Here is a 25,170-nt window from a genome sequence, read left to right as displayed (position 1 = left end):
GCATGGATACGGTGATCGAATCGCGGGAGGCCGCCGCGGAAGCGCCGTCCTCGGACGGCTTCCGCGTGAGCCTGGACGTGTTCGACGGACCTTTCGACCTGCTGCTCAGCCTGGTCGCCAAGCACGAGCTCGACATCACCGAGGTGTCGCTCAGCCTCGTCACCGATGAGTTCATCGCCTACCTCGCCTCACTCGAGGGGCAGGGGCTCATCGAGCTGGATCGGGCGAGCGAGTTCCTCGTCGTCGCCGCGACCCTGCTCGATCTGAAGGTGGCGAGCCTGCTGCCGCAGGGCGAGGTGGTCGATGCGGAGGATGTCGCGCTGCTCGAGGCCCGGGATCTGCTCTTCGCGCGTCTCCTGCAGTACCGCGCCTTCAAACAGGCCAGCGAGTGGTTCCGCGGGCGACTGGAGGCGGAGGCGGCCCGCCATCCCCGACAGGTGCCGCTCGAGGCGAAGTACCGGGATCGCGGGCCGGGGCTGGTGTGGACGCTCTCCCCGGAGGATCTCGCGGCCATCGCGCGGCTCGCCTTCGCGCCGAGGGAGATCCCGCTCGTCGGGATCGAGCACCTGCACGCGCCCCCGGTGTCGATCCGCGAGCAGGCGGCGCTGGTCGTCGCCCTGCTGCGCACGGGCGGCGCGCGGACCTTCCGAGAACTGATCGCCGGCATCGCCGAGCGCGGCGTGATCGTGGCCAGATTCCTCGCGATCCTCGAACTCTACCGCCGGGACGCGGTGGGCTTCGAACAGGCCGAGCCGCTCGGCGAGCTGCACGTGCAGTGGGTCGGCGAGCACTGGGATGATGAGGAGCTTTCTGCTCTGGGAGGCGATTATGGCGGGTGAGGCAGTTCCTGACGGCGCAGGCGCCGTCAGCGCCGTGGCCGCGCAAGGCGATGCCTTGCCCGAAGCGGCCGGCCGGGAGGCGACTATGACGGGTGAAACGTTCCCTGACGGCGCCGGCGCCGTCAGCGCCGCCGCCGATCCGAAAGCAGCGGAGGATTCCGGGGGCGGAACGCCACCACGCCTGCCGGAGTATGCGGACGGGGGCGCGGGGGCGGACGCGCTGGCCGCGGTACGGGCCGCGCACACCCTCGAGCAGCAACTGGAGGCTCTGCTGCTCGTCGCCGACGAGCCGCTCGGCGCGGTCGCGCTCGCCACCGCGGTCGATCGGCCGGTGCGCGAGGTGCGGCGCGCCATCGAGGCGCTGCGCGCCGACTACGACGGCGAAGCGCTTCGCGCCGGCGACGGCGAAGCGCCGGGGTCGGCGAACCCCGCGGGCGCGGGGCGCCGCCGCGGCTTCGAGCTGCGCGAGGTCGCCGGCGGCTACCGCTTCTACGTCCGCGAGACGCTCGATCCGCTGGTGGCCGACTTCGTGCGGCAGCAGAGCCCCTCCCGCCTCTCGCAGGCCGCGCTCGAGACGCTGGCGGTGATCGCCTATCGGCAGCCCGTCTCCCGCGGGGCGATCGCCTCGATCCGCGCCGTCAACGTGGACGGCGTCGTGCGCACCCTGCTCGGGCACGGACTCATCACCGAGGTCGGCCAGGACTCGGAGACGGGAGCGATCCTCTACGGAACCGACGACGCCCTGCTCGGCCATCTCGGGATCGCCGGCATCGACGAGCTGCCGCCGATCGCGCCGCTCCTCGACGACGGATCGGAGGGCTTCGACGGTGAAGGGCTCTGACGAGACGCCCGCCTCGGAGGGGGCGGGCGAGCTCCCTCGGCTGCAGAAGGCGCTCGCCCACGCGGGGGTCGCCTCCCGGCGCGCCTCGGAGGCGTTGATCACGGGCGGACGGGTCACGGTCAACGGCGAGGTCGTCCTCGAGCTCGGCAGCCGGATCGACCCGGCCTCCGACGAGGTGCGGGTCGACGGCGTCGTCGTGCAGCTCGACGTGGGCAAGCGGTACTTCGTCCTGAACAAGCCGCGCGGGGTGGTCTCCTCGCTCAGGGACGAGCAGGGGCGCCGGGACCTGCGCGAGTTCACCGACCGGGTCGAGGATCGCCTCTACAACGTCGGGCGGCTCGACACGGACACGTCGGGACTGCTCGTGCTGACGAACGACGGCGAGCTGGCCCACCGCCTCTCGCATCCGAAGTTCGGCGTGCAGAAGACCTATGTGGCGAAGGTGCGCGGCAGGGTCACCCCCGCCGTGATCCAGCGGCTGAGGGACGGCGTCGAGTTGGACGACGGTCCGATCCGCGTCGATGCCGCGGGGTTGCTGCCCGGCGGTGCCTCGCGCTCGCACTCCCTCGTCGAGGTCACGCTGCACTCGGGCCGCAACCGCATCGTGCGGCGGATGCTCGCCGCGGTCGGGCATCCGGTCGAGGAGCTGGTGCGACGCCAATTCGGTCCGCTGCACCTCGGCGCGCTGAGGCTGGGGGAGCTGCGGGAGCTCGCCGCAGCCGAGCGCGGCGCCCTGCTCAGCGCGGCCCGGGACGGCGAGGATCACGCCGCCAGCGGAATCACGGCCGGCCGGCCCGGCGACGGCAAGGGCGCGCGGGGTATGCGCGGCGTCGCGGCCCGCGGCCGCTGAGCCCCGATAGCATTGAGTCCCATGAACGGGGTGACGCGACCGAGCGCGCGAGCGAGCCGGGTGCACGGTCAGGTGCACGTGATCGGCGCGGGCCTGCTCGGCGCGAGCATCGGGCTGGGCCTGCGCCAGCGCGGCGTCGACGTGACGGTCGAGGATGTCTCGCCGACCACCGCGCTGCTCGCCGTCGACTACGGGGCCGGGCGCCTGCGCACGGCGGAGGACGCCACGCCCGCGCTCGTGGTGGTCGCGACCCCGCCGGACGTCACCGCCGACGTGATCGAGCGGGCGCTCGCCGCCTTCCCGGGCGCCGTGGTCACGGACGTCGCCAGCGTGAAGCTGGCGCCCTTCGAGGCGCTGACCCGGCGCGGGGTCGACCTGACCAACTACGTCGGCTCGCACCCGATGGCCGGTCGCGAGCGCGGCGGGGCGATCATGGCGCGCGCCGATCTCTTCGCGGCGCGGCCCTGGATCGTGTGCCGCGACGAGGAGACGCCCGCCAACGCGCTCGCCCTCGTCGAGGCCGTGGCGCTCGAGCTCGGCGCGATGCCGCTGGAGATGACCCCCGAGGAGCACGATCAGGCCGTCGGCCTGGTCTCCCACCTGCCTCAGGTGGTGGCCAGCCTGCTCGCGGGGAGGCTGCTGCCGGCCGGCGAGCGCGCCGTCGGCCTCGCCGGCCAGGGGCTGCGCGACACCACCCGGATCGCCGGAAGCGACCCCGAGCTGTGGGTGCAGATCCTCGGGGCCAATCGCGCGCCCGTGGTCGCGGAGCTCGAGGCGCTGCAGACGGATCTGGCGGCGTTCACCGCCGCGCTGAGCGATCCGGATGCTCCCGGGGCGCGGCGGCGCATCGCGGATCTGCTCGCCGCCGGCGCGCGCGGCGTGGCGCGCATCCCGGGCAAGCACGGCACCAGCGAGCGCTTCGCCACGATCACGGTGCTGATCGACGATCGCCCCGGCCAGCTCGGTGCGCTCCTCACCGAGCTCGGCGACCTGGGCATTAACATGGAGGATCTGCGCCTGGAGCACTCGCCCGGAGCCCAGATCGGCTTCGCAGAGATCGCCGTCCTGCCGGAGGTCGCCGAGCGCGCGGTCGCCGATCTGGGCGAGCGCGGATGGAGGACCCTGTGACCTCGCAACCGCAGGCCGCCCCCGTGCTCGTCGCGATCGACGGACCCGCCGGAAGCGGCAAGTCGAGCGTGTCGCGCGCCGCGGCTGAGCGCCTCGGCTTCGGCATCCTCGACACGGGGGCCGCCTACCGCGCCCTGGCCTGGACCGTCCGCGAGACCGGTCGCGATCCGGGCGACGAGGCGGCCGTGCTGGAACTGCTCGGAGGCTGGGGCTTCTCCATCACCCTGCGGGGTCCGCAGACGGTGGAGGTGGTGCTGCCCGAGGGCGGGAGCCCCGTCGACGTGACCGAGGCGATCCGCGCCCCGGAGATCAGCGCGCTGGTGAGCCGGGTGTCCGGGCATCCCCGGGTCCGCGAGCGGCTCAACGAGATGTTCCGCCGCGCGGTCGCCGGCTCCGGCCTGCCCGGCGTGGTCATCGAGGGGCGCGACATCACGACCGTGGTCGCCCCGGACGCGCCGGTCCGTCTGCTGCTCACGGCGGTTCCCGAGGTGCGGGCGCGGCGCCGCGCGGGCGAGCTGCCGGGCCTGAGCCCCGAGCGGGTGCTCGCCGACCTCGTGGCCCGCGACGAGAAGGACGCGCGGGTGATCGACTTCTTCACCCCCGCGCCCGGCGTGACGCTGATCGACACCAGCGAACTCGACTTCGAGCAGTCCGTGCGGGCCGTGATCGACGCCGTGCGGGCGAACGCACAGGGGTTCGCTGGGAGGATGGAGGCGTGATGAATGCTGAGCAGAATGATCCCGCGGTGCCCGATCAGGACGGCTTCGACCCGTCGAGCGTTCCCGCCGACGAGGTGATCGTCGGCGCGGGCGCCGTCGACTCCGTTGCGCCGGTGACCGACGAGGAGCGCACGCGGGCCATGCGATCCAATCTGGCGGGCTTCGACCTCGAGGACGAGGATCTGAGGCTGCTCGGAGGCGGCGCTGATGGTGCCGGCGGGGTCGGCCGCGACGGCGAGTTCCTCGGTTTCGTCGAGCCCGAACCCGAGCTGCTGCCGGTGCTGGCCATCGTGGGCCGGCCGAACGTGGGCAAGTCGGCGCTCGTGAACCGCATCCTCGGCCGCCGCGAGGCCGTGGTCGAGGATGTGCCCGGCGTGACCCGGGACCGGGTGAGCTATCCCGCCGAGTGGGCGGGCCGTCGCTTCACGCTCGTCGACACCGGGGGCTGGGAGCCGGACGCCCGGGGCATCGACGCCTCCGTCGCGGATCAGGCGGAGATCGCCGTCGAGCTGTGCGACGCGGTGCTGTTCGTCGTCGATTCGCGAGTCGGCCCGACGGCGACCGACGAGCGCGTGGTGCAGTTGCTGCGTCGCACGGACCGCCCCGTGTTCCTCGTCGCGAACAAGGTGGACGATGCGGCGCAGGAGCCGGCGGCGGCGGTCCTGTGGTCGCTCGGTCTCGGCGAGCCGCGGCCCGTGTCCGCGCTGCACGGGCGAGGAGTGGCGGATCTGCTCGACGACGTGCTGAAGGCCCTTCCCGAGAGGTCGGCGGTGGCGAAACCGCAGCTCGACGGACCCCGGCGCGTGGCGATCCTCGGCCGCCCCAACGTGGGCAAGTCGAGCCTGCTCAACAAGGCCGCGGGGGAGGAGCGCGTGGTCGTGAACGATCTCGCCGGCACCACCCGCGATCCGGTGGACGAGCAGGTCGAGATCGCCGGTCGCGTCTGGACCTTCGTCGACACGGCCGGCATCCGGCGCCGGGTGCATCTCCAGCAGGGCGCGGACTTCTACGCCTCGCTGCGCACCGCCGCAGCGCTCGAGAAGGCGGAGGTCGCGGTCGTGGTGCTCGACGTGACCGAGTCGATCAGCGATCAAGATCTCCGGATCATCGATCTCGTCCTGGAGTCGGGTCGCGCGCTCGTGCTCGCGTTCAACAAGTGGGATCTGCTCGACGACGACCGCCGCCGCTATCTGGAGCGGGAGATCGAGCAGGATCTCGCGCACGTCGCGTGGGCGCCGCGCGTGAACATCTCCGCGCGCACGGGGCGGCATCTCGAGAAGCTGGTGCCCGCACTCGAGGCCGCGCTCGAATCGTGGGACACCCGGATCCCGACCGCGAAGTTCAACGCCTTCGTGGCCGAGCTCGCGCAGGAGCATCCGCACCCGCTGCGCGGCGGCAAGCAGCCGCGGATCCTGTTCGGCACGCAGGTGCAGAACCGTCCGCCCACGTTCGTGCTCTTCACCAGCGGCTTCCTGGATCCGGGGTACCGGCGCTTCATCCAGCGGCGCTTGCGCGAGCGCTACGGCTTCGAGGGCTCGCCGATCCAGATCAACGTGCGCGTGCGGGAGAAGCGGGCGCGACGCTGATCCTCTCAGGCGCATCCTCGGGGTATGACGCGCTCGAACGTCGATATCGGTGACGAGCTCATCGAGCGGGCCGTGCGGGTGCACGATCCCTCGACCAAGAAGGAGGCCGTGATCGTGGAACTTGCCGGTCGGCAGTCGGGCGCACGAGTGGGCGGCGGAACGGCTGCCACACGGCCTCTCCACGGTTCCCCGGCGGCGGCGAGGATTCCGGTCCGCTGTGCCGCCGTGGACGATCAGCGGTTGGTGAGCAGGCGGGGCTGCTGCCGTTCGAGCGCGGAGAGTCGCTCGTCGTGGCGGGCGAGGAGCAGATGGATCTTGCCGAACTCGTCCTTCGTCTCGATCCGGAACTCGGACAGCTCTCGAGCGAGTCCGTTGATCTTGGCGTCGATCTTGTCGTGCACGCTGTCGATCTTCGCGTCGATCTTGTCGTGCACGCTGTCGATCTTCGCGTCGATATTGTCGTGCACGCTGTCGATTTTGGCGTCGAGTTTGTGGTGCACACCGTCGATCTTGGCATCGAGCTTGGTGTCGATACCGTTGAGCTTGGCGTCGAGTTTGTCGATGGGGCGGCGCAGGAGGAAGTAGAGGGCGACCGCGCTGCCGACGACCGCGACGAGGTTGATGACGGTCTCCACGCTCATGGCTCCATTCTCGCGGAAGGGGGTTCATTTGGCCACCGAGGTTACGTGAACCGGCCGCCCTGCGTGCCCGTTTCCGCACGGCAGCCGGAATCTGTGGATAACTCGCGGAGGCCTCTCCCTGCGGGCGGCGAGTGGGACGGGTGGAGCCCGCGAGCCCCACCCGGCCAAAGCTCACCCCGGGAAGCCCCCGCCGCCGCTCGGCGGACCACCGCTGCCGCCTGGGAAACCGCTGTCCCCGCCGGGGAAGCCGCCTGATTCCGAGCTGCTCGATCCTCCCAGGCCGGTCAGGCCGCCGGACGACGATTCGTCGTCTCCGCTGTCGATCTCAGCGGACAGGTCTGCCAGGATCACGGTCGCGCCCTCCTCGACGCCCGAAACGATCTCGGTGCGCTCGCTCCCGACCGCGCCGGTCTCGACGATCACCGTCTCCGCCTCGCCGTCCGCGAGGATCGAGAGGGCGGCATCGGTGCCCTCGTGCCGCACCGCGGAGGTCGGCACCGTGAGCACATCCTCCACCGCCGAGGTGCGGATGCTGAGCCGGGCCGAGCCGCCCTCCAGCAGCTCCTCGTCGGTATCGACCGCGACGACCACCGTGTACGCGGGCGTCGTGGTGCTCGACACGTTGAGGATCCCGATCGACGAGACCGTTCCGGCGAACTCGGCTCCCGAGGCATTCGCGGTGACCGTCGCCTCCTGCCCTGCCTCGACCTTGGCGATGGAGGAGAGGGAGATGCTCGCTTCGACGAGGTAGCCGTCGTCGCCGATGACGGTGATGACGGCGCTGTCCGAGTCGGCCGAGACGTCATCGCCCTCCGAGACGCCGACCGCCGCGACGGTGCCCGCGATGGGGCTGGTCAGCTTCGCGAACGCGAGTTCGGCGCGTGCGATCTCCAGCTCGGCCTCGGCGAGGTCGATATCGGCCTGATCGGCGAGCAGGCGCTCCGCCGTGATCGTCTCGGAGCCTCCCCCCATGGTCTCGGCGCCCGCACCGGATCCGGTGCTCGTCGCGACGTCGGAGCCGTCCTGCTGCGAATCGGCGCTTCCGCTCGGGGCTCCGCCGGTGTCGTCGGTCGTGCCGCTGCTCGATGCGCCGGACGAGCCCGAGGACCCCGAAGATCCCGGGGTACTCGAAGAGGAGGAACCCGATGAGCCCGATGAACTCGAGGAGCCGGAGGACCCCGAGGAGCCGGAGGAGCCCGAGGAGCCGGAGGATCCCGATCCGCTCCCCGCCCGGGTGCTGTCCTCGAGCGCCTGCTGCAGTTCGGAGACCGCGGCGTCGAGTTCGGACGCGAGCTCCTGCACCTCCTGCTGCCCGGCGCTCACCGACGATTGCGCCTCCTGAACCTCGGTGATGGCGCTCTGGCAGTCGGCCAGCGCCTGCTTGGCCTCGTCCAGACTCATCCCGGCATCCGTTCCCGGATCCGTCGCTTCGCCGCTCTCTTCGTCGTCGCCGCTGTCCTCGTCGCCGTTCTCGTCGCCCTCGTCGGAGCCGGACTCGTCCCCTTCCGTCTGCGGAGCGGACTCCGCGAGCGTGGCTGCGAGGAACGGCTGGCAGATCGCGTCCGCCGAGACGACCGTCTCCTCGGCTCCGGTCAGCGTCTCCTGCACCGACTCGTAGCGCTCCAGGAGCTTCTGCTGCGCCTCCTCGACCGCGATGATGGCTGCCTCGATCGCAGGATCCGTCGCGGTCGCCGAGCCGCTCCCCGATCCGGATCCGCTTCCGGAGCCGGAACCCGATCCCGAGCCGGAACCCGATCCCGAGCCGGATCCGGAGCCCGAGCCGTTCGAGGAGGGCTGGGAGGATTCGCTCCCGCCGGTGGTCTCCCCGCCGCCCGACGCGTCGGCGTCTGCCGCTGCCGCGTCGGAACCCGTCGCGGTCGCGCCCGTGTCGGACGAGCTCGAGGAGGTGTCGCTCGAGCTCTGCGCCTCCGCGTCCTCCGCGAGGGTCTGCTCCGCGTCTGAGACGGCCTGCTCGGCGTCGGCGACCGCCGCCTCCAAGTCGTCGAGGTCGAGAGTGGCCAGCGTTTCGCCCGCGCGCACCGAGTCGCCCACCGCGACCGAGACCTTCTCGACGGTGCCCGACACCTGGAACGCCGCGTCCGCCCGACCGGCGGAGGCGATGGCGCCGCTCGCATCGACGGTCTCCTCCACCGTCGCGCGCTCGACCGCGGCGGTCCGATACTGCGAGCCGCTGTTCAGCGCCGACGCGATGCCCGTTCCCGCGAGGGCGAGGGCGCCGGCGGCGAGCACGCTCCCGCCGATCACCAGACCGCGCCGCAGTCGCCGCCTCCTGGTTTTCCCAGGGGTCGCAGGCCTGCCGGGGGTCGCGGCCTTCTCCGGCCCGGGCGTCACGATCCGGTCGAACGGCTCGCGGTCGATCCCGTCCAGCGGGTCACTGCTCGGCATTCGCGGCCTCGCTCTCCGAGGTGCTCTGCTCGTCACCCTGCTCGCCCTGGGGAGCCGGACCGCCCTGTCCGCCGGGTCCGCCGCCGAAGCCGGTCGAGCAGCCGTCATCGTCCGCCTCCGAGATCCGCAGCGACGTGGCGGCGTATTCCTCGCCGTCGTACTCGCCCTGGGCGGCGACGCACTCGCCGACCACGAGCGCCTCGCTGCTCGCCTCCCGGGTCGTGGTGAACTCGGTCGCATCGTCCACGATCACCTCGGCGCTGCCGGTCTCGTCGCTGTCCGCGTCTCCGCCGGCCGATGCGGTCTCCACGGTGATCGTCTCCCCGTCTACGGCGGTGACGAGGCCGCTGGTGAACCCGCCGAACCCGCCGCCGGGCATCTCGGGCCGCTCGCCCGAGCCGTCTTCCGCTCCCTCGGCGGGTGCGCCGGAACCGTCCGCCGGGGGTTCGGGCATCTCGCCGTTCTCGGCGCCCTCGGGGGCGCCTTCCGGTGCGGAACCGCTCGGTCCGCCGCCCATCCCAGAGGGTGCGCAGCTTCCGTCGACCGCTTCGGAAATGGTGACGCGTGCGGCCGTGGTGCTGTCCTCGTCGGTGCTGTCTTCGTCTTCGGCCGCGCCGGAGGCGTTGATGCACACGCCGACCGTGACGTCGTCGAGCGAGCCGGCGACCTGCTCGGTGATCTCGGTCTCCGAGGTGTAGCTGACCGCGGTCTGCGAATCGGTGCCCTGCACCTGCAGCAGCCCGTCCGAGACGAGTGCGATCTCGCCGCTCACGCCCTGCGGGCCCTGCGGCGACTCGGAGCTCGGCACGCTGTTCGTGGCGGTGTCCGAGGCGGCTGTGCCGTCCTCGGTCGCGCTGCACCCGGCGAGGCCGAGCAGGGAGACGCTGAGGATTCCCGCCGCGAGGAGGGCGCGCGATGCGGGACGCGTGATGGTGTTCATGATGGTTCCTTTCGATGGTGTGCGAAACGTGAGGGAGCGGTCGTCGAGGGGAGCGGGCACGATCAACTCCGCAGGGCGTCGATGGGGGACAACTTCGCCGCACGGGCCGCCGGGTAGACGCCGAACACGACGCCGATCCCCACCGCGACGCCGATCGAGAGCACCACGGCCGACGGAGAGACGACGATCGAGCTGCCGATCGCTCCGGGGAGGGCGAGCGCCGCGCCGATGCCGAGCGCGGCTCCGGCGAGTCCGCCGGTCAGTCCGAGGATCGCCGCCTCGGTGAGGAACTGGCGGCGGATCGCCCAGCCCGGGGCGCCGAGCGCCTTGCGCAGCCCGATCTCGCCGGTGCGCTCGGTGACGGAGACGAGCATGATGTTCATCACGCCGATGCCGCCGACGAGCAGCGAGAGCGCGGCGATCCCGGTGAGCAGTACGGTGAGGGTCTGGTAGACCGAGGTGGCCGTGCTGACCAGGGCGTCCTGGCTGTCGATCGAGAAATCGGCCGCGTCCGCGTCGGTGATGCCGTGCAGGTTCAGCAGCAGCCCGGTCGCCTCCTGGTAGGCCGCCGAGAGCTGTTCCGCCGAGGCCGCCTGCAGGTAGATCGTCGACACGCTCTGGCTGTCGGTGCCGCCGATCAGCTGATTGGCCGCGGTCGAAAGCGGCACGACGGCGAGGTCGTCGAGATTGCTCGACGAGTCGGACCCGGCCGAGGCGAGCACGCCGACCACCTCGAAGGTCTTGCCGTCGATCGCGACCGAGGATCCGACGACCCGGGTGGTCCCGAACAGTTCCTCGGCGGTCTCCGACCCGAGGACGACCACTGCGGCTCCCTCCGCGTCCTGCTCCTCGGTGATGAACGCTCCGTACGCCAGCTCCCGCGAGCGCACGTCGAGCCAGCTCTCGGTGGTGCCGGTGACCGTGGTGGTCCAGTTGGTCTCGTTCGCCTCGAGCGACAGCGACGTCGACTTCTCGGCGGCGACGCCCGCGATGTCGGGGGCGCCCACCTCGCTGCTGAGCGCTTCGGCGTCGTCGCGGGTCAGCGTCGTGCCCGATCCGAAGCCGCCGCGGGCGCCGTCGGTGCTCGTGCTCGATCCGGGCGACACGATCAGGAGGTTGCTGCCGAGGGCGCTGATCTGCTCGCTCACGTCCTTCTGCGTGCCGAGCCCGAGCCCGACGGTGAGGATCACCGCCGCGATGCCGATGAGGATGCCGAGCACGGTGAGCAGGGACCGCAGAGCGTGCGCCCGCACGGCGGCCCAGCTGGTGGTGAGGGTCTCGCTCCAGTTCATGCGCGGTTCACCTGCTCACGGTCGATCACGCCGTCCTTGACCCAGACGATCCGCTTCGCATGCTCGCCGACCTCGGTCTCGTGGGTGATGAGCACGATCGTGCGCCCGAGCCCGTTGAGCTGGTCGAAGAGTTCGAGCACGTCCTCGGTCGATGCCGTGTCGAGGTTGCCGGTGGGTTCGTCGGCGAGCACCATCGTGGGCTCGGTGACGAGGGCTCGGGCGACGGCGACGCGCTGCTGCTGGCCGCCCGAGAGCTCGCCGGGGCGGTGATCGGCCCGGCCGCCCAGGCCGACGCTGTCGAGCGCCGCCGCGGCCCGTTCCCGGCGCTCGCCGAGCGGGACGCGGGCGTACATGAGCGGCAGCGCCACGTTCTGCCAGGCGGTCAGCTCGGGCAGCAGGTGGAACTGCTGGAAGACGAAGCCGATCTTGAGGTTGCGGATCTCGGCGAGTGCGTCGTCGTCCAGCTCGGAGACGTCGACGCCGTCGAGCCGGTATGAGCCGCTGGTCAGCACGTCGAGGCAGCCGAGGGCGTGCATCAGCGTCGACTTGCCGGATCCCGACGGGCCCATGATGGCCACGTAGTCGCCCGCGGCGATCGAGAGGTCGATGCCGCGCAGGGCCTCCACGGAGACCTCGCCGGTGCGGTAGACCTTGCGGGCCTCGCGCAGCTCGATGACGGCGCGGTCGGAAGCGGTGGCGGGGTCGGCGGACCGGTGCGCCGGCGTGGGGAGTGTCGTCGTGTTCATCACTGCCCGCCCCCCGGGAAACCGCCCGAGGGCATCTCGCCGCCGCCGGGCGGCCCGCCGGACGGCATCTCGCCGTTGCCGAAGTCGGGCATCCCGCCGTCGCCGGAGGATCCCTGGCCGTCGCTCGCGCCGCCGCCGGATCCCGGCGTGAACACCGTCACCCGCACGAGCTCGCCCTCCGAGACGCCGTCGAGGATCTCGGTGAGATCGCCCGAGCTCTCGCCGACGGTGACGGTGCGCACGGTCTCCGCCCCGGCGTCGTCGACCACGGTGACGGTGCTGGCGCCGTCCTCCGCGGTCGTCACGGCGGAGGAGGGAACCGTGAGCACTTCGGAGCGCCGCTCGTAGACGATCGTGGCGGTCACTCCGGTGCCGTCGTAGAGGCCCTCGGTGTCTCCCGTGATCGCGATGGTCACGGGGAAGGCGGCCGATCCGGAGGTGGTCGAGGGCAGCTTGCCGACGTCATCGACCACGCCGAAGAGCTGCGTGCCGTCGTCGGTCTCGAGCTCGACCTGGTCGCCGGCCTCCACGAGCCCGATCTCGGTCTCGCCGAGGGAGACGGAGACCATCCAGTCCTCCGTGCCGACGATGGTGAACTGTCCGGAGGACGAGGAGCTCGCGGTGGATTCCGTCTGGGAGGCGCCGGCCTGTGCGCCGCCGGTCGCCGAGGATCCCGATGCGCCGCCGGTGCTGCCGCTGCTCGATCCCGTGCCGCTCGATCCCGTGCTCGATGCGCCGGTGACGCTGTCGCCGACCTCGATCGACACCGCGGTGACGAGCCCGGCAGCCGGTGCGGTCAGCGTGGTGCCGTCGGCGGCCTCCTCGGCGCTCTCCACGGCCTGCTCGGCGACCTCGATCGCCGCGGCCCTCGCCGCGATCTGCGCGTCTGAGCTCGTGGTGCCGTCGGCGTCGGCCTCGGCGCTCGCGAGCTGGGCCTCCGCGTCGGCGAGATCCGCCCGCGCCTGCAGCAGTTCCGCGGTCGCGGTCAGGGTGTCGATCTCGGCGAGCTTCTGGCCCTTGGTCACGGTGTCCCCGGCCTCCACGAGCACCTCGGTCACGGTGCCGCTGGCTGCGAAGCTCACCTCCTCCTGCACGCCCGGAGTCAAGGTCCCGCTCGCCTCGACCGACTTCTCCAGGGTCTCGAGGCCGGCCGCCGTCGTCCGCGTCTGCGCGGCCGCGGGCGTCGCGCTCTGCTGGGAGAGCAGCACGACCGCGGTGACGCCCCCCGCGACCAGCAGCGCCGCCGCGCCGCCGATGATGACCCAGGTGCGCCGCCGCATCCGGGAGAGGATGCGGCCCCTGCTCTTCTCTTGCCCCGTCATTCCTTGTCGCCAGCCTTCCGCGTATCGGTTGCGCCGGACACCCGGCTCGATGATCACGCTAGGAATACGGGCTATGGCGACTGTTTGTTTGACCTGAAAGAACGCTGACAGCGCGCGGTGCCCTGCTCCGGGACGAGGATGCGCTGCGGTGATGGAGCCGCGCCCACCGGGTCCGCCGAGGATCCCGTAGGCTTCCCGGGTGAGGAGTGCCGAGGAGGAGGGGGAACCCGACGATCGGGAGCTCACCGGACTCGAACGGTCGATCGACCGGGTCGCGCACCGCGTGCTGCTCGGCCGGCCGTCGACGGGTTTCCGCGGCTTCCTGGTGGAGGCGGGCGTGTTCCTGGCGAAACAGGCGTGGGCGTGCGTCTTCGGGGCTCTGCTCCTGGCGGTCATCGTGGCGGCGCGGCTCTGGTGGCCGGACGACGCGGTGCTCGCCCGCAACGACGCGCTGACGATCGCGGCGGTGCTCATCCAGATCGGCATGCTCGCCTTCCGGCTGGAGAGCGGTCGCGAGCTGTGGGTGATCCTGCTCTTCCACCTGGTCGGCACCGGCATGGAGCTCTTCAAGACCGGGATGGGCTCGTGGAGCTACGCGACCGAGGGCGTGCTGCGGATCGGCGCGGTGCCGCTGTTCAGCGGCTTCATGTACGCGGCCGTCGGCTCGTACATGGTCCGCGTGACCCGTCTCCATGCGCTGCGCTTCTCGCGATATCCGCGCGTCTGGATGACCTCGGCGATCGCGACGGCGATCTACCTGAACTTCTTCACCCACCACTACATCGTCGATCTGCGCTGGGTGCTGCTCGCGGGCGTCGCGGCGCTCTGGTCCCCGACGGTCATGCACTTCCGCGTCTGGCGGGCCGAGCCCCGCGCGCCGCTGCTGCTCGTGTTCGCCGGCGTGGCGCTCGTCATCTGGCTCGCCGAGAACGTCGCGACCTGGGGCGGGGCCTGGCTCTACCCGCATCAGGAGGCGGGCTGGGAGCCGGTGAGCCCGCAGAAGCTCGTCTCGTGGTTCCTGCTCATGATCATCTCGGTGGTGCTCGTCACCTGGGTGTACCCGCCGCGGAAGCCGGTGCGATTCCGGGCGCCCCGTCCCGGCTAGCATGGACACGGGAGAACGATCCGCCGAGGAGGGCGCATGAACGCGAGCACCGGAGTCAGCACCGCAGACCTCTACGACGAACGGGGCGACGAGCTGCAGTCGGTCTCGACCCAGCTGCAGAACCTGGGCGGCCTGGCGCGTTTCTCGGGGCCGGTGCGCACGGTGCGCTGCCATCGGGACAACGCGCTGCTGAAGTCCGTCCTCGGCACGCCGGGCGAGGGCGCGGTGCTCGTGATCGACGGCGGCGGCGCGCTCGAGAGCGCGCTCGTGGGGGACATCATCGCCGGTCTGGGCGTCGAGAACGGCTGGGCCGGCATCGTCGTCAACGGTGTGATCCGCGACCGCGCCGCCATCTCCGGGCTGCCGATCGGGCTCAAGGCGCTCGGCTCCAACCCGGCGAAGTCGTCCAAGACCGGCGAGGGGGAGGCCGACGTCCCGGTGACCTTCGGCGGGGTCGTCTTCCGTCCGGGGGCGATCCTGTGGAGCGACGAGGACGGCATCCTCGTCGAGCGCTGAGCACCCCCGCGCCCGTCCCCCGCTCTGCGCCGGGAGTCGCGCGTGTGCGCTGACGCGAGCGCGGCCGAGCAGGCTGCGTCGCGACGGCGGGGCTCAAGGGAGGGGGCTGAGGCTGCCCGCGGCCGCGAGGGCCGCCGCGGCGGTGCGGGCGGTATCCGCGTCGTCCGCGAGCAGCGGCCGCAGCAGCGGCCAGCTCGCGCCGAATCCCGGATGCAGCTCGTAGCCCGCGACCCGTTCGAGCGGCACCCATTCCAGGGCGTGGCTCTCGGGGTCGGTGATCCTCGCCTCGAACGGCGCCGTGACCGAGGCGATGATCGTCGTGTAGGTCCAGCCCCCGCGGTCGATCAGGTAGCTGAAGCGGGGGAGGATCGCCGGGGCCGGGACTCCGGCCTCCTCCGTCGACTCGCGAAGCGCCCCGCTCACCGCGTCCTCGCCTTCGTGCCGCGCGCCGCCGGGGATGCCCCACGTGCCGCCGTGGTCGCTCCAGCTCACGCGATGCTGCAGCAGCACGCCGCGCGCCGGATCGTGCGCGAGGAGTCCCGCCGCCCCGAAGCGCCCCCAGTAGCGCTTGCCGTCGGCGGCCGTCACCCATGCATCGCCGGGGTTCCTCAGGTCGCTCATGCCTCCAGGCTACCGGTGCGCAGCCGTCCCGTGCCGACCGTGTTTCGCCGTGCGTCCACGACCCGGTGTCCCGGAGTACGGACTTGAAGTGTCGCGAACTCCGGTGTATGATCGACGTTTGGTGCTTTATGCCTGTGCTCGCGTTCTCGCCGGAGCAGGCATCCGAGCATTCGCACGACCAGCACGACTACTCTAAGCGAACCGAGGTTATGGCCAAGAAAGACGGCGTCATCGAGATCGAGGGCCACGTGGTCGAGGCTCTGCCCAACGCGATGTTCCGCGTTGAGCTGACCAACGGACACAAGGTGCTCGCCCACATCTCGGGCAAGATGCGCCAGCACTACATCCGCATCCTCCCCGAGGACCGCGTGATCGTGGAGCTGACGCCCTACGACCTGACCCGCGGCCGGATCGTCTACCGCTACAAGTAGTCCTGCTGAGAAGTAACGGCCCGCTCTCGGAGCGGGTACGAGGACGGCGAACACGAAGGAACCCCCATGAAGGTCAAGCCCAGCGTCAAGAAGATCTGCGATCACTGCAAGGTGATCCGCCGTCACGGCCGCGTGATGGTGATCTGCAAGAGCAACCCCCGGCACAAGCAGCGGCAAGGCTGACGCCCCGCCGACCAATCGCGGCATCGGCTCGAATACAACTGAATAGACACCCAGCGCATCGAAGAACCCACGCGAGTGGGGGACACCTCGGGGCGGAGGCCCGAACCCCCGATGCGCTCCACACCTCCAACACACCTCAAGGAGAGCCGACATGGCACGTCTCGCAGGAGTGGACATCCCACGCGAAAAGCGCGTGGAGGTGGCGCTCACCTACATCTACGGCATCGGCCGCACCAGCGCGCTGAAGACCCTCGCCGAAACCGGCATCGACGGCAACACCCGCGTGAAGGATCTGAGCGACGATCAGCTCGTCGCCCTCCGCGACTACATCGAGGGCAACTTCCAGGTCGAGGGCGATCTGAGGCGAGAGGTCGCCTCGGATATCCGTCGCAAGGTCGAGATCGGCAGCTACCAGGGCCTGCGGCACCGTAAGGGTCTGCCCGTCCACGGTCAGCGCACCAAGACGAACGCTCGCACCCGCAAGGGCCCGAAGCGCACCGTCGCCGGCAAGAAGAAGTAACCCCGGTCAGCGCGACCGATACGACAGGTTTCAGGAGAACAATACGCAATGGCTGCACCAAAGACCGCGGCTCGCAAGCCGCGCCGCAAGGACAAGAAGAACGTCGCCGTGGGCCAGGCCCACATCAAGTCGACCTTCAACAACACGATCGTCTCGATCACTGACACCACCGGCGCCGTGATCAGCTGGGCCTCTTCGGGAGGCGTCGGCTTCAAGGGATCGCGCAAGTCGACCCCGTTCGCCGCGCAGCTCGCCGCGGAGTCCGCCGCGCGCAAGGCCCAGGAGCACGGGATGAAGAAGGTCGACATCTTCGTCAAGGGACCGGGTTCCGGACGCGAGACGGCGATCCGTTCGCTGCAGGCCGCCGGCCTCGAGGTGGGATCCATCACCGATGTGACGCCGCAGACCCACAACGGCTGCCGCCCGCCCAAGCGCCGCCGCGTCTGAACCCATTGTCGCGGAGGCTGAGGCCTCCGACGACTGTCGCCTTCGGCGACGGGTGGGTTCAGGCCGATGCCCCTGCTCTTGGATCGATCTTCATATTCCACTAACCGCATGAGTCATATAGCGGACTCCAGCGAAAGGAACCAACACCGTGCTCATCGCACAGCGCCCAACTCTGACTGAAGAGCCCATCTCCGAGTACCGCTCGCGTTTCGCGATCGAGCCCCTCGAGCCCGGCTTCGGCTACACCCTCGGCAACTCGCTCCGCCGCACGCTCCTCTCCTCCATCCCCGGCGCCGCGGTCACCAGCGTGCGCTTCGAGGGCGTGGCGCACGAGTTCACCACCATCCCCGGGGTGACCGAGGACGTCACCGAGATCATCCTCAACATCAAGGGCCTGGTGGTGTCGAGCGAGCACGACGAGCCGATCACGGCCTACCTGCGCAAGACCGGTGCGGGGGAGGTCACCGCGGCCGACATCTCCGCGCCGGCCGGCGTCGAGGTGCACAACCCCGAGCTGGTCATCGCCACGCTCAGCGAGCAGGCGCAGTTCGAGCTCGAGCTCACGATCGAGCGCGGCCGCGGCTACGTCTCCGCCTCGCAGAACCGCGACGACGACGCGGAGGTGGGCCGGATCCCGGTCGACTCGATCTACTCGCCGGTGCTGAAGGTCACCTACCGAGTCGAGGCCACGCGCGCCGGCGAGCGGACCGACTTCGACCGCCTCGTCGTCGATGTCGAGACCAAGCCTGCGATCACTCCCCGCGACGCGATCGCCTCCGCAGGCTCGACGCTCGTCGAGCTCTTCGGCCTGGCGCGCGAGCTGAACACCGCCGCCGAGGGCGTGGAGATCGGGCCGCCCCCGGCCGAGGTCGTCACCGAGGGGGAGCTCTCGATCCCGATCGAGGATCTCGACCTGTCGGTCCGCAGCTACAACTGCCTCAAGCGCGAGGGCATCAACACCGTCAGCGAACTGGTCGCACTGAGCGAGGCGCAGCTGATGAACATCCGCAACTTCGGGCAGAAGTCGGTCTTCGAGGTGCGCGACAAGCTCACCGAGATGGGCCTCTCGCTGAAGGATGCGGTGCCCGGCTTCGACGGTGCGCAGTTCTACAGCTACGAAGACGACGTCAACTAGGTTCCCCGGCCTCGGCCGGAGCCGGCTTCACGATCAACACAGTATTTCAACGGAGTAAGCAATGCCCAAGCCCAACAAGGGCCCCCGCCTCGGAGGCGGCCCAGCACACGAGCGTCTGATGCTGAACCAACTCGCCTCGCAGTTGTTCGAGCACAAGCGCATCCAGACCACCGAGACGAAGGCCAAGCGGCTGCAGCCGGTCGCCGAGCGCCTGGTGACCTTCGCCAAGCGCGGAGACCTGCACGCCCGGCGGCGCGTGATGCGTCAGATCCTCGACAAGTCGGTCGTGCACGAGCTCTTCACCGAGATCGCGCCGCAGGTCGAGAACCGCGAGGGCGGTTACACCCGGATCATCAAGACGGGCTTCCGCAAGGGCGATAACGCCCCCCTCGCGGTGATCGAGCTGGTGCTCGAGCCCGTGACCCCGAAGCCCAAGCGCGACAAGGCCGCGGATCCGGCCGAGCCCGGTCCCGTCGAGGCCGAGGAAGAGGTGATCGAGGCCGCTCAGGACGACGCCGAGGACGCGGCCGAGGCCGTGTCCGATGCGGCGGAAGAGGCGGCCGAGGACGCCGCTGAGACCTCCGAGGACGCGGTCGATGCCGCCGAGGAAGAGGTCGAGGCCGCGGAGGAGAACCCCGCCGCCGATGATGCCGCGGAGAAGAAGGCCGAGTAGTCCGATGCTCCGGGCGGCTCCGCGCCGCCGAACGAACGCCCCGCTGCGCCGCCGTGCAGCGGGGCGTTTCGCGTCTGCGACGCCGAGCACGCTGCGTCGCAGGAGCGCAGGTGCCGAGTAGTGGGGGGGGGGGGGGGGGGGGGCCCCACGCGGAAGACTCCGCCCCCCCGGGGGGGGCGGGCGGGGCGGGCGGCGCGGTTTTGGGGGGGGCCCCCCCCCCCCCCCCCCCCCCCACTACTCGGCACCCGAGGGATGGCCGATTCGCTCGGCGGGGGCCTGCAACTCCTTCAGCGCCGTGCGCACCGTCTTCGCGTAGATGCGGCCGCCGCTCGTGTTCGGGTGGATGCCGTCGCCGGCGAGTGCTTCGGGGTCGGTCGCCGCTGCGGCGTCCCAGTCGGCGAGGACCACCCCTCGCCGAGCCTCGGCGAACGAGGCGAGCGTGCGATTGACCTCCGGGATCCAGGGGCGGTCGCCGTGCGCGTTCACCAGCACGATCGAGCGGGTGTCTGCTGCGCGTCTGAGCTCGTTCAGATCCGAGCGCTCGATCGGTCCGTTGGTGCCGAGGCCCACCACGATCACCTGGCGCAGATGCTTCTTCTCCGCGAGCCCCCGGACGATGCCGACCCCCACTGCGAGGCCGCGCGACACCGCGGCGTCGACCCGGATTCCGGGGAACTCCTCCCGGAGCTCCGGGAGGCTGGCCAGCATCACGGAGTCGCCGACGGCGAACACGTTCTTCCCGCGGATCCTCTTCGGCTTGGGACCCTCCGGAGACGGTCCAGCGACCGGCGGATCGGCGTCGGCGTCGATCCGTCCGTCGACGGCGTCGATCGCCCCGTCGATGCCGCGCCCCTCTGCCGCGGCCTCCTGCTCCTGCTCCTGCTCGGCAGCGGCCCCGCGGGCGATCGCCGCCGCCGAACTGCTGAGCGCCGGGGCCGTTGCGACCGCGACCGCGGTGGCCGGGACCGTGACCAGCAGCACCCCCGTCACCGCGACCGCGGTGGTCCGATGCACCGCACCGTTCGCAGAGGGGAGCACGATCGAGTGCAGGGCTCGCCGGAGGCCGAGGCGGCGGACCGGCTGTTCGACGAAACGGTGGGACCAGCTCGCGAGCCCCACCGTCAGCGTCAGCGCGACGGGGGCGACGAGGAGGTGCCAGGGAGCTGGCGCGGATCCGAGCGCCTCCGATGCCAGCAGCAGGAGCGGCCAGTGCCACAGGTAGATGCCGTAGGAGCGGTTGCCGATCCACCGCAGGGGAGCGGCGTCGAGCAGGCGGCCGATCCAGGACCCCCTCCGCGTGATCGCCCAGATCACGAGCAGCGCCGCAGCGGTGGCGAGCTGGAAGCCCCAGAGGAAGCTCTCCCTGCTCGCCTCCTCGAGCGTCCAGGCGAGCCAGCCGAGGACGGCGAGACCGAGGAGAGCGGCGAGCGAGAATCCGAGCTGCGCCGGAATCCCGTGCCCGGGCGGCGGTCCCTGCGCATCCTCGCGCGGATTCAGCGCCGTGGCGAGGGCGACTCCGGCGAACAGGCCGAAGACATGGCTGTCCGAGCCGAAGTAGACGCGGGTGGGGTCCGCGCCGGCGAACGCGTACCCGGCCATCAGCGCCGCAGACGCGGCGGCGAGCACGGAGAAGATCAGCGCGCGCGTCTCCCGTGATCTCACGCGCAGGACGAGCAGCAGCACCAGCGGGAGGACGAGGTAGAACTGCTCCTCGATGGAGAGCGACCAGGTGTTGCGGAAGAGCTCGGGATCATCACGCGTGAAGTAGTCCCCGCCGAGCGAGACGAAGACCCAGTTGCTCACGAAGAACGCCGACCCGAGCAGCTGCGCGCCGATGCCGACCAGGAGGTCGGCGTCGCCCCCGCCGCTGATCGCGAGCGCGAGTGCGGTGCAGATCAGGAGGACGAGCGCGAGAGCCGGAAGCAGCCTTCTGGCCCTGCGGCGCCAGAAGGCGAGCAGGTCGATCCGCCCGCTCCGACGCCGCTCGCGCAGCAGCAGCGAAGCGATCAGGAAGCCGCTGATCACGAAGAAGACGTCGACCCCGAGAAATCCTCCGGGGAGGGCGTCGGGGAACAGGTGGTAGACGACCACGAGCGAGACGGCGATCGCGCGCATCCCGTCGAGCCCGTTGAAGCGTCGCTCGCCCGCGGCGCGCCGCTCGGCGCTCGTCGGCAGGGTGGCATGTCTCATGATGGAGGAAGGGCGCTGGTTCGGGGATCGAACCGGCACGCGACTGCGTTCATTCACCGCGACTGCGTTTCATTCGCTGCGAACGTTCGCCCGATGCGAGCCGGCTCAGTGCGACGCGTATAGTCTATGCGCATGCGATTGCGGCTGGACATCGGATACGACGGAACCGATTTCCACGGCTGGGCGGCTCAGCCCGGGCTCCGCACGGTGCAGGGAGAGATCGAGGCCGCGCTCGCGGTCCTGCTGCGCGCCGAGCCGGAGGCGCACCGTCTGACGGTGGGCGGCCGCACCGACGCCGGGGTGCACGCGCGCGGACAGGTGGCGCATCTCGACCTGGCGCCGGAGCTCGCCGAGCGGGTGACCGCGCGCAGGCTGGAGGGCGTGCTGCGGCGGCGCGCCCCCGATGTGACGATTCATGGGCTGCGCGCGGCTCCGGCCGCCTTCGACGCGCGCTTCGGCGCGCTCAGCCGGCGCTACGAGTACCGGGTGCGGGATGCGGCCGCGCGCCGGGATCCGCTCACCGCCCGGTTCACCGCCGAGGTCCCGCGAGAGCTCGACCTCGATGCGATGCGCCGATCCAGCCGCGAACTGCTCGGCCTGCAGGACTTCACGACGTTCTGCAGGGCTCGCGAGGGCGCGACCGCAGTCAGAGAGCTGCTGCGCTTCGACTGGCGCGCGACCGAGGACGGCGCCTACGCTGCGGTGATCGAGGCCGACGCGTTCTGCCACTCGATGGTGCGCGCGCTGGTGGGGGCCGTCGTGGCCGTCGGCAGCGCGCGGATCGACCGCGGCGAGCTGCGCGAGCTGCGCGACGCCCGCGCGCGGACCAGCCGATTCGTGGTGATGCCGGCGCACGGGCTGTCGCTCGAGGAGATCTCGTACCCTCCCGAGGAGGATCTGGCCGCGCGGGCCGAGCAGACGCGAGCCAGGCGCGATCCTGTGCTAGAGTAAGCCGCTGGTGCATGAGCACCGAAATGTGAGCCCCCCACCGCAGGTGCATCCGATCCGCGAGCGCGGCCAGGGACCCGGCACGGGGAGGGATCCACGAACCACTCCATTTCAACCGAAAGCAGCATACAGTGACACGCACGTATTCGCCGAAGGCCTCCGAGCTGAAGCACGACTGGCTCGTCATCGACGCCACCGATGTGGTGCTCGGGCGCCTCGCCTCGCACGCCGCCGCCCTGCTCCGCGGCAAGCACAAGACCACGTTCGCCCCGCACCTCGACGGCGGCGATCACGTGATCATCATCAACGCCGACAAGGTGGTCCTGACCGCGAACAAGGCGGCCAAGAAGCTCGCCTACCGGCACTCCGGCTACCCCGGCGGACTGCGCTCCGTCACCTATACCGAGCTGCTCGAGAAGAACCCCGAGCGGGCCGTCGAGAAGGCGATCCGAGGCATGCTGCCGAAGACCTCGCTCGGCCGCGACCAGTTCCGCAAGCTGAAGGTCTACGCGGGCTCGGAGCACCCGCACGCTGCGCAGCAGCCGACCCCGTACACCATCGGCCAGGTCGCCCAGTAAGCGCCGCGAAGCGCACAGCGACGAGCGAACACAGACGAGTAAGAGGACTTTCAACGTGACTGAAGAGAACGTGGCCGCAGAGAGCTACACGACCGAGACCCCCGCCGATCAGGCGCCGGCCTCGACCCCGCGCCCCGCGCTGACCGTTCCGGGAGCCGCCGTGGGCCGCCGCAAGCAGGCCATCGCGCGCGTGCGCCTGGTTCCCGGCTCCGGCGCCATCAAGGTGAACGGGCGCGAATTCGCCGACTACTTCCCCAATAAGCTGCACCAGCAGCTCATCACCGACCCGTTCACGGTGCTCGAGCTGGGCGGCGCCTACGATGTGACCGCCCGCATCATCGGCGGCGGCCCCTCCGGTCAGGCCGGTGCCCTGCGCCTCGCCATCGCCCGCGCCCTCAACGAGATCGACGCGGAGCACAACCGCCCGAAGCTGAAGAAGGCCGGCTTCCTCAGCCGCGACGCGCGGATCAAGGAACGCAAGAAGGCCGGCCTGAAGAAGGCCCGCAAGGCTCCTCAGTACTCGAAGCGCTAAGCAGCGGCGTACATGGGTCGCCTATTCGGCACCGACGGGGTCCGGGGTCTGGCCGGGGTGGATGTCACCGCCGAGCTGGCCCTGGGCCTCGCCCAGTCAGCGGCGTTCGTGCTCGGACGGCAGGCTCGCACGGAGAGCCGCCGAGCCGCCGCGGTCCTCGCGCGCGACCCCCGGGTGTCGGGCGAGTTCATCTCGGCGGCAGTGGCCGCGGGGCTCGCTTCCGCCGGCGTCGACGTGCTCGACGCCGGGGTGATCCCGACGCCCGCCGCAGCCTACCTGGTCGCGGATACGCGCGCCGATTTCGGCGTGATGGTGTCGGCGTCGCACAATCCGGCTGCGGACAACGGCATCAAGTTCTTCGCCGCCGGCGGGCGCAAGCTGCCCGATGAGGTCGAGGACGAGATCGAGGCGGCCATGTCCCGCGCCCACGCGGGCAACACCGGGCGCGAGGTGGGGCGGATCCGCCGCTTCGCCGACGCCGAGGACCGGTACCTGGTGCATCTGCTCGGCACGCTCGACGGGGTGAGCCTCGACGGGCTCCACGTCGTGCTCGACTGCGCGCACGGCGCGGCGTCCGGCATCTCGCCAGATGTGTTCAGCGACGCCGGCGCGCGCGTCACGGTGATCGGCAACGACCCGGACGGCTTCAACATCAACGACGGGGTCGGTTCGACCCATCTGGAGCCGCTGGCGGACGCGGTGCGCGAGCACGGCGCCGATCTCGGGATCGCGCACGACGGCGACGCGGATCGCTGCCTCGCCGTGGACGCGGACGGTGCGGTGGTCGACGGCGACCGGATCATGGCGATCCTCGCCCTCTCGATGTCGGGTCGGGGGAAGCTGAACCGGAACACGCTCGTGACGACCGTCATGAGCAATCTGGGCCTCAAGCTCGCGATGGCGAACAACGGCATCGACGTGGTCGAGACCGCCGTCGGCGATCGCTACGTGCTCGCCGAGCTCAACGCGAGCGGTTTCTCGCTCGGCGGCGAGCAGTCCGGGCACGTCATCATGAGCGAGTACGGCACCACCGGTGACGGAATCCTCACCGGCCTGCATCTCGCGGCGGAGGTGGTGCGCACCGGCAAGCCCCTCGCGGAGCTCGCCCGCTGCATGAGCGTCTACCCGCAGGTGCTGGTGAACGTTCGCGGCGTGGATCGCAGCCGGGTCGCTTCGGACGAGGTGCTGCAGCAGGCCGTCACCCAGGCGGAGATCGCCCTCGCCGGGAAGGGGCGGGTGCTGCTGCGCCCGTCCGGCACCGAACCGGTGGTGCGGGTGATGGTGGAGGCCGAGCACGAGCACGCGGCCAGGCAGTTGGCCGACGATCTCGCGGCGATCGTCTCGGAACGCCTCGCCGTGTAGGGCGAGAGCCCTCGGGCTTTCGTCACCGGACGGCGCTCGTGCCGAAGCGGCGATCAGCGCCCCTGAGCCGCGACGGCTCTTCTCAGCCGTCGGAGGTGTTCGGTAGACTGCCGGGTACGAGGCGTTCTCGACGAGGCGTCGTCAGCGACGGATGTGAGAGGAATCTTCCGATGAGCAGCTACCCGCCCACCCAGCCGCCCGAGCCCCCCGAGCAGCCGCAGAGCGCGCCCGCCTATTCGGCGGCGCCGCCCGTGGCGCCCGGCCAGCCGCAGACCTCGACGCCCGGCAAGACGCTCGGGATCGTCTCGCTGATCCTGGCCTTCTTCCTGCCGATCATCGGCCTGATCCTGGGCATCGTCGCGGTCATCCAGTCGCGGAAGGCGGGTGCGGGCAACATCCCCGGCATCATCGCCATCATTCTCGGCGCGATCTTCACGATCATCTGGGTCTTCATCCTGATCGCGATCTTCAGCGCCATCGGTTCGGGCGTCGAGGCGGTTCAGGCCTGCCTCGACGGTGCGGCGACGGTCGAGGTGCTGGGCGTTCCGCAGGACTGCGAGCAATTGCTCGAGCAGCAGTACCAGTAGCGGTGACGGCTCCGCAAGCCGTGCTCCGCTCG

General features: G+C 70.9%; 26 protein-coding genes and 1 pseudogene. 19 read left to right on the top strand and 8 right to left on the bottom strand.

The annotated features are described in order from the left end of the window. Window positions 1-2 precede the first annotated feature (2 nt). The 6 genes from J4H92_RS14055 (at window position 3) to der (ending at window position 5,963) form a co-directional block, all read left to right on the top strand. On the top strand, window positions 3-839 hold the full coding sequence (locus J4H92_RS14055; protein ID WP_208098813.1) for a segregation and condensation protein A: 837 nt from the start codon (window positions 3-5) through the stop codon (window positions 837-839). Between the two features lie 85 nt (window positions 840-924). Beyond that, on the top strand, window positions 925-1,680 hold the full coding sequence (gene scpB / locus J4H92_RS14050) for an SMC-Scp complex subunit ScpB (protein ID WP_208098812.1): 756 nt from the start codon (window positions 925-927) through the stop codon (window positions 1,678-1,680). Next, on the top strand, window positions 1,667-2,530 hold the full coding sequence (locus J4H92_RS14045; protein ID WP_208098811.1) for a pseudouridine synthase: 864 nt from the start codon (window positions 1,667-1,669) through the stop codon (window positions 2,528-2,530). Before scpB ends, J4H92_RS14045 begins: the two co-directional genes overlap by 14 nt. Window positions 2,531-2,551: 21 nt before the next feature. Beyond that, a complete protein-coding gene (locus J4H92_RS14040; protein ID WP_208098810.1) occupies window positions 2,552-3,658 on the top strand; it encodes a prephenate dehydrogenase in 1,107 nt (368 codons plus the stop codon). Then, window positions 3,643-4,377, top strand: a complete 735-nt coding sequence (gene cmk / locus J4H92_RS14035; RefSeq protein WP_208098809.1) for a (d)CMP kinase — start codon at window positions 3,643-3,645, stop codon at window positions 4,375-4,377. Before J4H92_RS14040 ends, cmk begins: the two co-directional genes overlap by 16 nt. After that, the gene (gene der / locus J4H92_RS14030; RefSeq protein ID WP_208098808.1) at window positions 4,377-5,963 is read left to right on the top strand and encodes a ribosome biogenesis GTPase Der; all 1,587 of its coding nucleotides are present in this window, start codon (window positions 4,377-4,379) and stop codon (window positions 5,961-5,963) included. The genes cmk and der overlap by 1 nt, the downstream gene beginning before the upstream one ends. Window positions 5,964-6,196: 233 nt before the next feature. Here der and J4H92_RS14025 read toward each other — a convergent pair whose 3' ends face one another. From J4H92_RS14025 to J4H92_RS14000, 6 genes are all read right to left on the bottom strand, one after another. Then, complete coding sequence (locus J4H92_RS14025) at window positions 6,197-6,604, bottom strand: hypothetical protein (protein WP_208098807.1); 408 nt, start codon at window positions 6,602-6,604, stop codon at window positions 6,197-6,199. 171 nt (window positions 6,605-6,775) lie between these two features. Further along, on the bottom strand, window positions 6,776-9,010 hold the full coding sequence (locus J4H92_RS14020) for an efflux RND transporter periplasmic adaptor subunit (RefSeq protein ID WP_208098806.1): 2,235 nt from the start codon (window positions 9,008-9,010) through the stop codon (window positions 6,776-6,778). Further along, window positions 8,997-9,950 carry a hypothetical protein gene (locus J4H92_RS14015; RefSeq protein ID WP_208098805.1) on the bottom strand — a complete coding sequence of 318 codons (954 nt, stop codon included), beginning with the start codon at window positions 9,948-9,950 and terminating at the stop codon, window positions 8,997-8,999. The genes J4H92_RS14020 and J4H92_RS14015 overlap by 14 nt, the downstream gene beginning before the upstream one ends. Before the next feature lie 62 nt (window positions 9,951-10,012). Beyond that, on the bottom strand, window positions 10,013-11,242 hold the full coding sequence (locus J4H92_RS14010) for an ABC transporter permease (protein ID WP_208098804.1): 1,230 nt from the start codon (window positions 11,240-11,242) through the stop codon (window positions 10,013-10,015). Further along, window positions 11,239-11,988: an ABC transporter ATP-binding protein gene (locus J4H92_RS14005; RefSeq protein ID WP_208098803.1), complete on the bottom strand. Its 750-nt coding sequence runs from the start codon at window positions 11,986-11,988 to the stop codon at window positions 11,239-11,241. The genes J4H92_RS14010 and J4H92_RS14005 overlap by 4 nt, the downstream gene beginning before the upstream one ends. Next, complete coding sequence (locus J4H92_RS14000; protein WP_208098802.1) at window positions 11,988-13,310, bottom strand: efflux RND transporter periplasmic adaptor subunit; 1,323 nt, start codon at window positions 13,308-13,310, stop codon at window positions 11,988-11,990. Before J4H92_RS14000 ends, J4H92_RS14005 begins: the two co-directional genes overlap by 1 nt. Before the next feature lie 199 nt (window positions 13,311-13,509). Between J4H92_RS14000 and J4H92_RS13995 the strand changes: the two genes are divergently transcribed. Both J4H92_RS13995 and rraA read left to right on the top strand, forming a co-directional pair. Further along, a complete protein-coding gene (locus tag J4H92_RS13995) occupies window positions 13,510-14,415 on the top strand; it encodes a DUF817 family protein (RefSeq protein WP_208098801.1) in 906 nt (301 codons plus the stop codon). Between the two features lie 36 nt (window positions 14,416-14,451). Beyond that, complete coding sequence (gene rraA / locus J4H92_RS13990) at window positions 14,452-14,931, top strand: ribonuclease E activity regulator RraA (protein ID WP_208098800.1); 480 nt, start codon at window positions 14,452-14,454, stop codon at window positions 14,929-14,931. 165 nt (window positions 14,932-15,096) lie between these two features. On the opposite strand, the pseudogene J4H92_RS13985 reads toward rraA, so the two are convergent. Then, a pseudogene (locus J4H92_RS13985) lies at window positions 15,097-15,552 on the bottom strand (NUDIX domain-containing protein); the annotation flags it as partial. 209 nt (window positions 15,553-15,761) lie between these two features. On the opposite strand from J4H92_RS13985, the gene infA reads away from it, so the two are divergent. From infA to rplQ, 6 genes are all read left to right on the top strand, one after another. Continuing rightward, window positions 15,762-15,983, top strand: a complete 222-nt coding sequence (gene infA, locus J4H92_RS13980) for a translation initiation factor IF-1 (protein ID WP_017793388.1) — start codon at window positions 15,762-15,764, stop codon at window positions 15,981-15,983. A 66-nt stretch (window positions 15,984-16,049) separates the two neighbouring features. Further along, window positions 16,050-16,166 (top strand): 50S ribosomal protein L36, encoded by a 117-nt coding sequence (gene rpmJ / locus J4H92_RS13975; protein ID WP_158039250.1) that lies wholly within the window; start codon window positions 16,050-16,052, stop codon window positions 16,164-16,166. A 151-nt stretch (window positions 16,167-16,317) separates the two neighbouring features. Continuing rightward, window positions 16,318-16,686, top strand: coding sequence for a 30S ribosomal protein S13 (gene rpsM, locus J4H92_RS13970; RefSeq protein ID WP_208098798.1), 369 nt, complete (start codon window positions 16,318-16,320; stop codon window positions 16,684-16,686). 48 nt (window positions 16,687-16,734) lie between these two features. Continuing rightward, on the top strand, window positions 16,735-17,133 hold the full coding sequence (gene rpsK / locus J4H92_RS13965; RefSeq protein WP_208098797.1) for a 30S ribosomal protein S11: 399 nt from the start codon (window positions 16,735-16,737) through the stop codon (window positions 17,131-17,133). A 148-nt stretch (window positions 17,134-17,281) separates the two neighbouring features. Then, entirely contained in the window at window positions 17,282-18,268 is a 987-nt protein-coding gene (locus tag J4H92_RS13960; RefSeq protein ID WP_208098796.1) for a DNA-directed RNA polymerase subunit alpha, read from the top strand. A 61-nt stretch (window positions 18,269-18,329) separates the two neighbouring features. Further along, window positions 18,330-18,941 (top strand): 50S ribosomal protein L17, encoded by a 612-nt coding sequence (gene rplQ, locus J4H92_RS13955; RefSeq protein ID WP_208098795.1) that lies wholly within the window; start codon window positions 18,330-18,332, stop codon window positions 18,939-18,941. Between the two features lie 234 nt (window positions 18,942-19,175). Here the strand turns inward: rplQ and J4H92_RS13950 are convergent, their stop codons facing one another. Continuing rightward, window positions 19,176-21,131, bottom strand: a complete 1,956-nt coding sequence (locus tag J4H92_RS13950; protein WP_208098794.1) for an acyltransferase family protein — start codon at window positions 21,129-21,131, stop codon at window positions 19,176-19,178. A 132-nt stretch (window positions 21,132-21,263) separates the two neighbouring features. On the opposite strand from J4H92_RS13950, the gene truA reads away from it, so the two are divergent. The 5 genes from truA (at window position 21,264) to J4H92_RS13925 (ending at window position 25,138) form a co-directional block, all read left to right on the top strand. Then, window positions 21,264-22,082 (top strand): tRNA pseudouridine(38-40) synthase TruA, encoded by an 819-nt coding sequence (gene truA / locus J4H92_RS13945; protein WP_208098793.1) that lies wholly within the window; start codon window positions 21,264-21,266, stop codon window positions 22,080-22,082. 128 nt (window positions 22,083-22,210) lie between these two features. After that, window positions 22,211-22,657 (top strand): 50S ribosomal protein L13, encoded by a 447-nt coding sequence (gene rplM / locus J4H92_RS13940; RefSeq protein WP_208098792.1) that lies wholly within the window; start codon window positions 22,211-22,213, stop codon window positions 22,655-22,657. Window positions 22,658-22,712: 55 nt separating this feature from the next. After that, entirely contained in the window at window positions 22,713-23,189 is a 477-nt protein-coding gene (rpsI, locus tag J4H92_RS13935; protein WP_208098791.1) for a 30S ribosomal protein S9, read from the top strand. Between the two features lie 12 nt (window positions 23,190-23,201). After that, window positions 23,202-24,551: a phosphoglucosamine mutase gene (gene glmM, locus J4H92_RS13930; RefSeq protein WP_208098790.1), complete on the top strand. Its 1,350-nt coding sequence runs from the start codon at window positions 23,202-23,204 to the stop codon at window positions 24,549-24,551. Between the two features lie 170 nt (window positions 24,552-24,721). Then, complete coding sequence (locus J4H92_RS13925) at window positions 24,722-25,138, top strand: DUF4190 domain-containing protein (RefSeq protein ID WP_208098789.1); 417 nt, start codon at window positions 24,722-24,724, stop codon at window positions 25,136-25,138. The last annotated feature ends 32 nt before the right edge of the window (window positions 25,139-25,170 follow it).

The sequence above is a fragment of the Leucobacter weissii genome (genome assembly GCF_017565745.1).
In the GTDB taxonomy this organism is placed as follows: Bacteria; Actinomycetota; Actinomycetes; order Actinomycetales; family Microbacteriaceae; genus Leucobacter; species Leucobacter weissii.
This window is presented reverse-complemented; position numbering and strand designations above follow the sequence as displayed.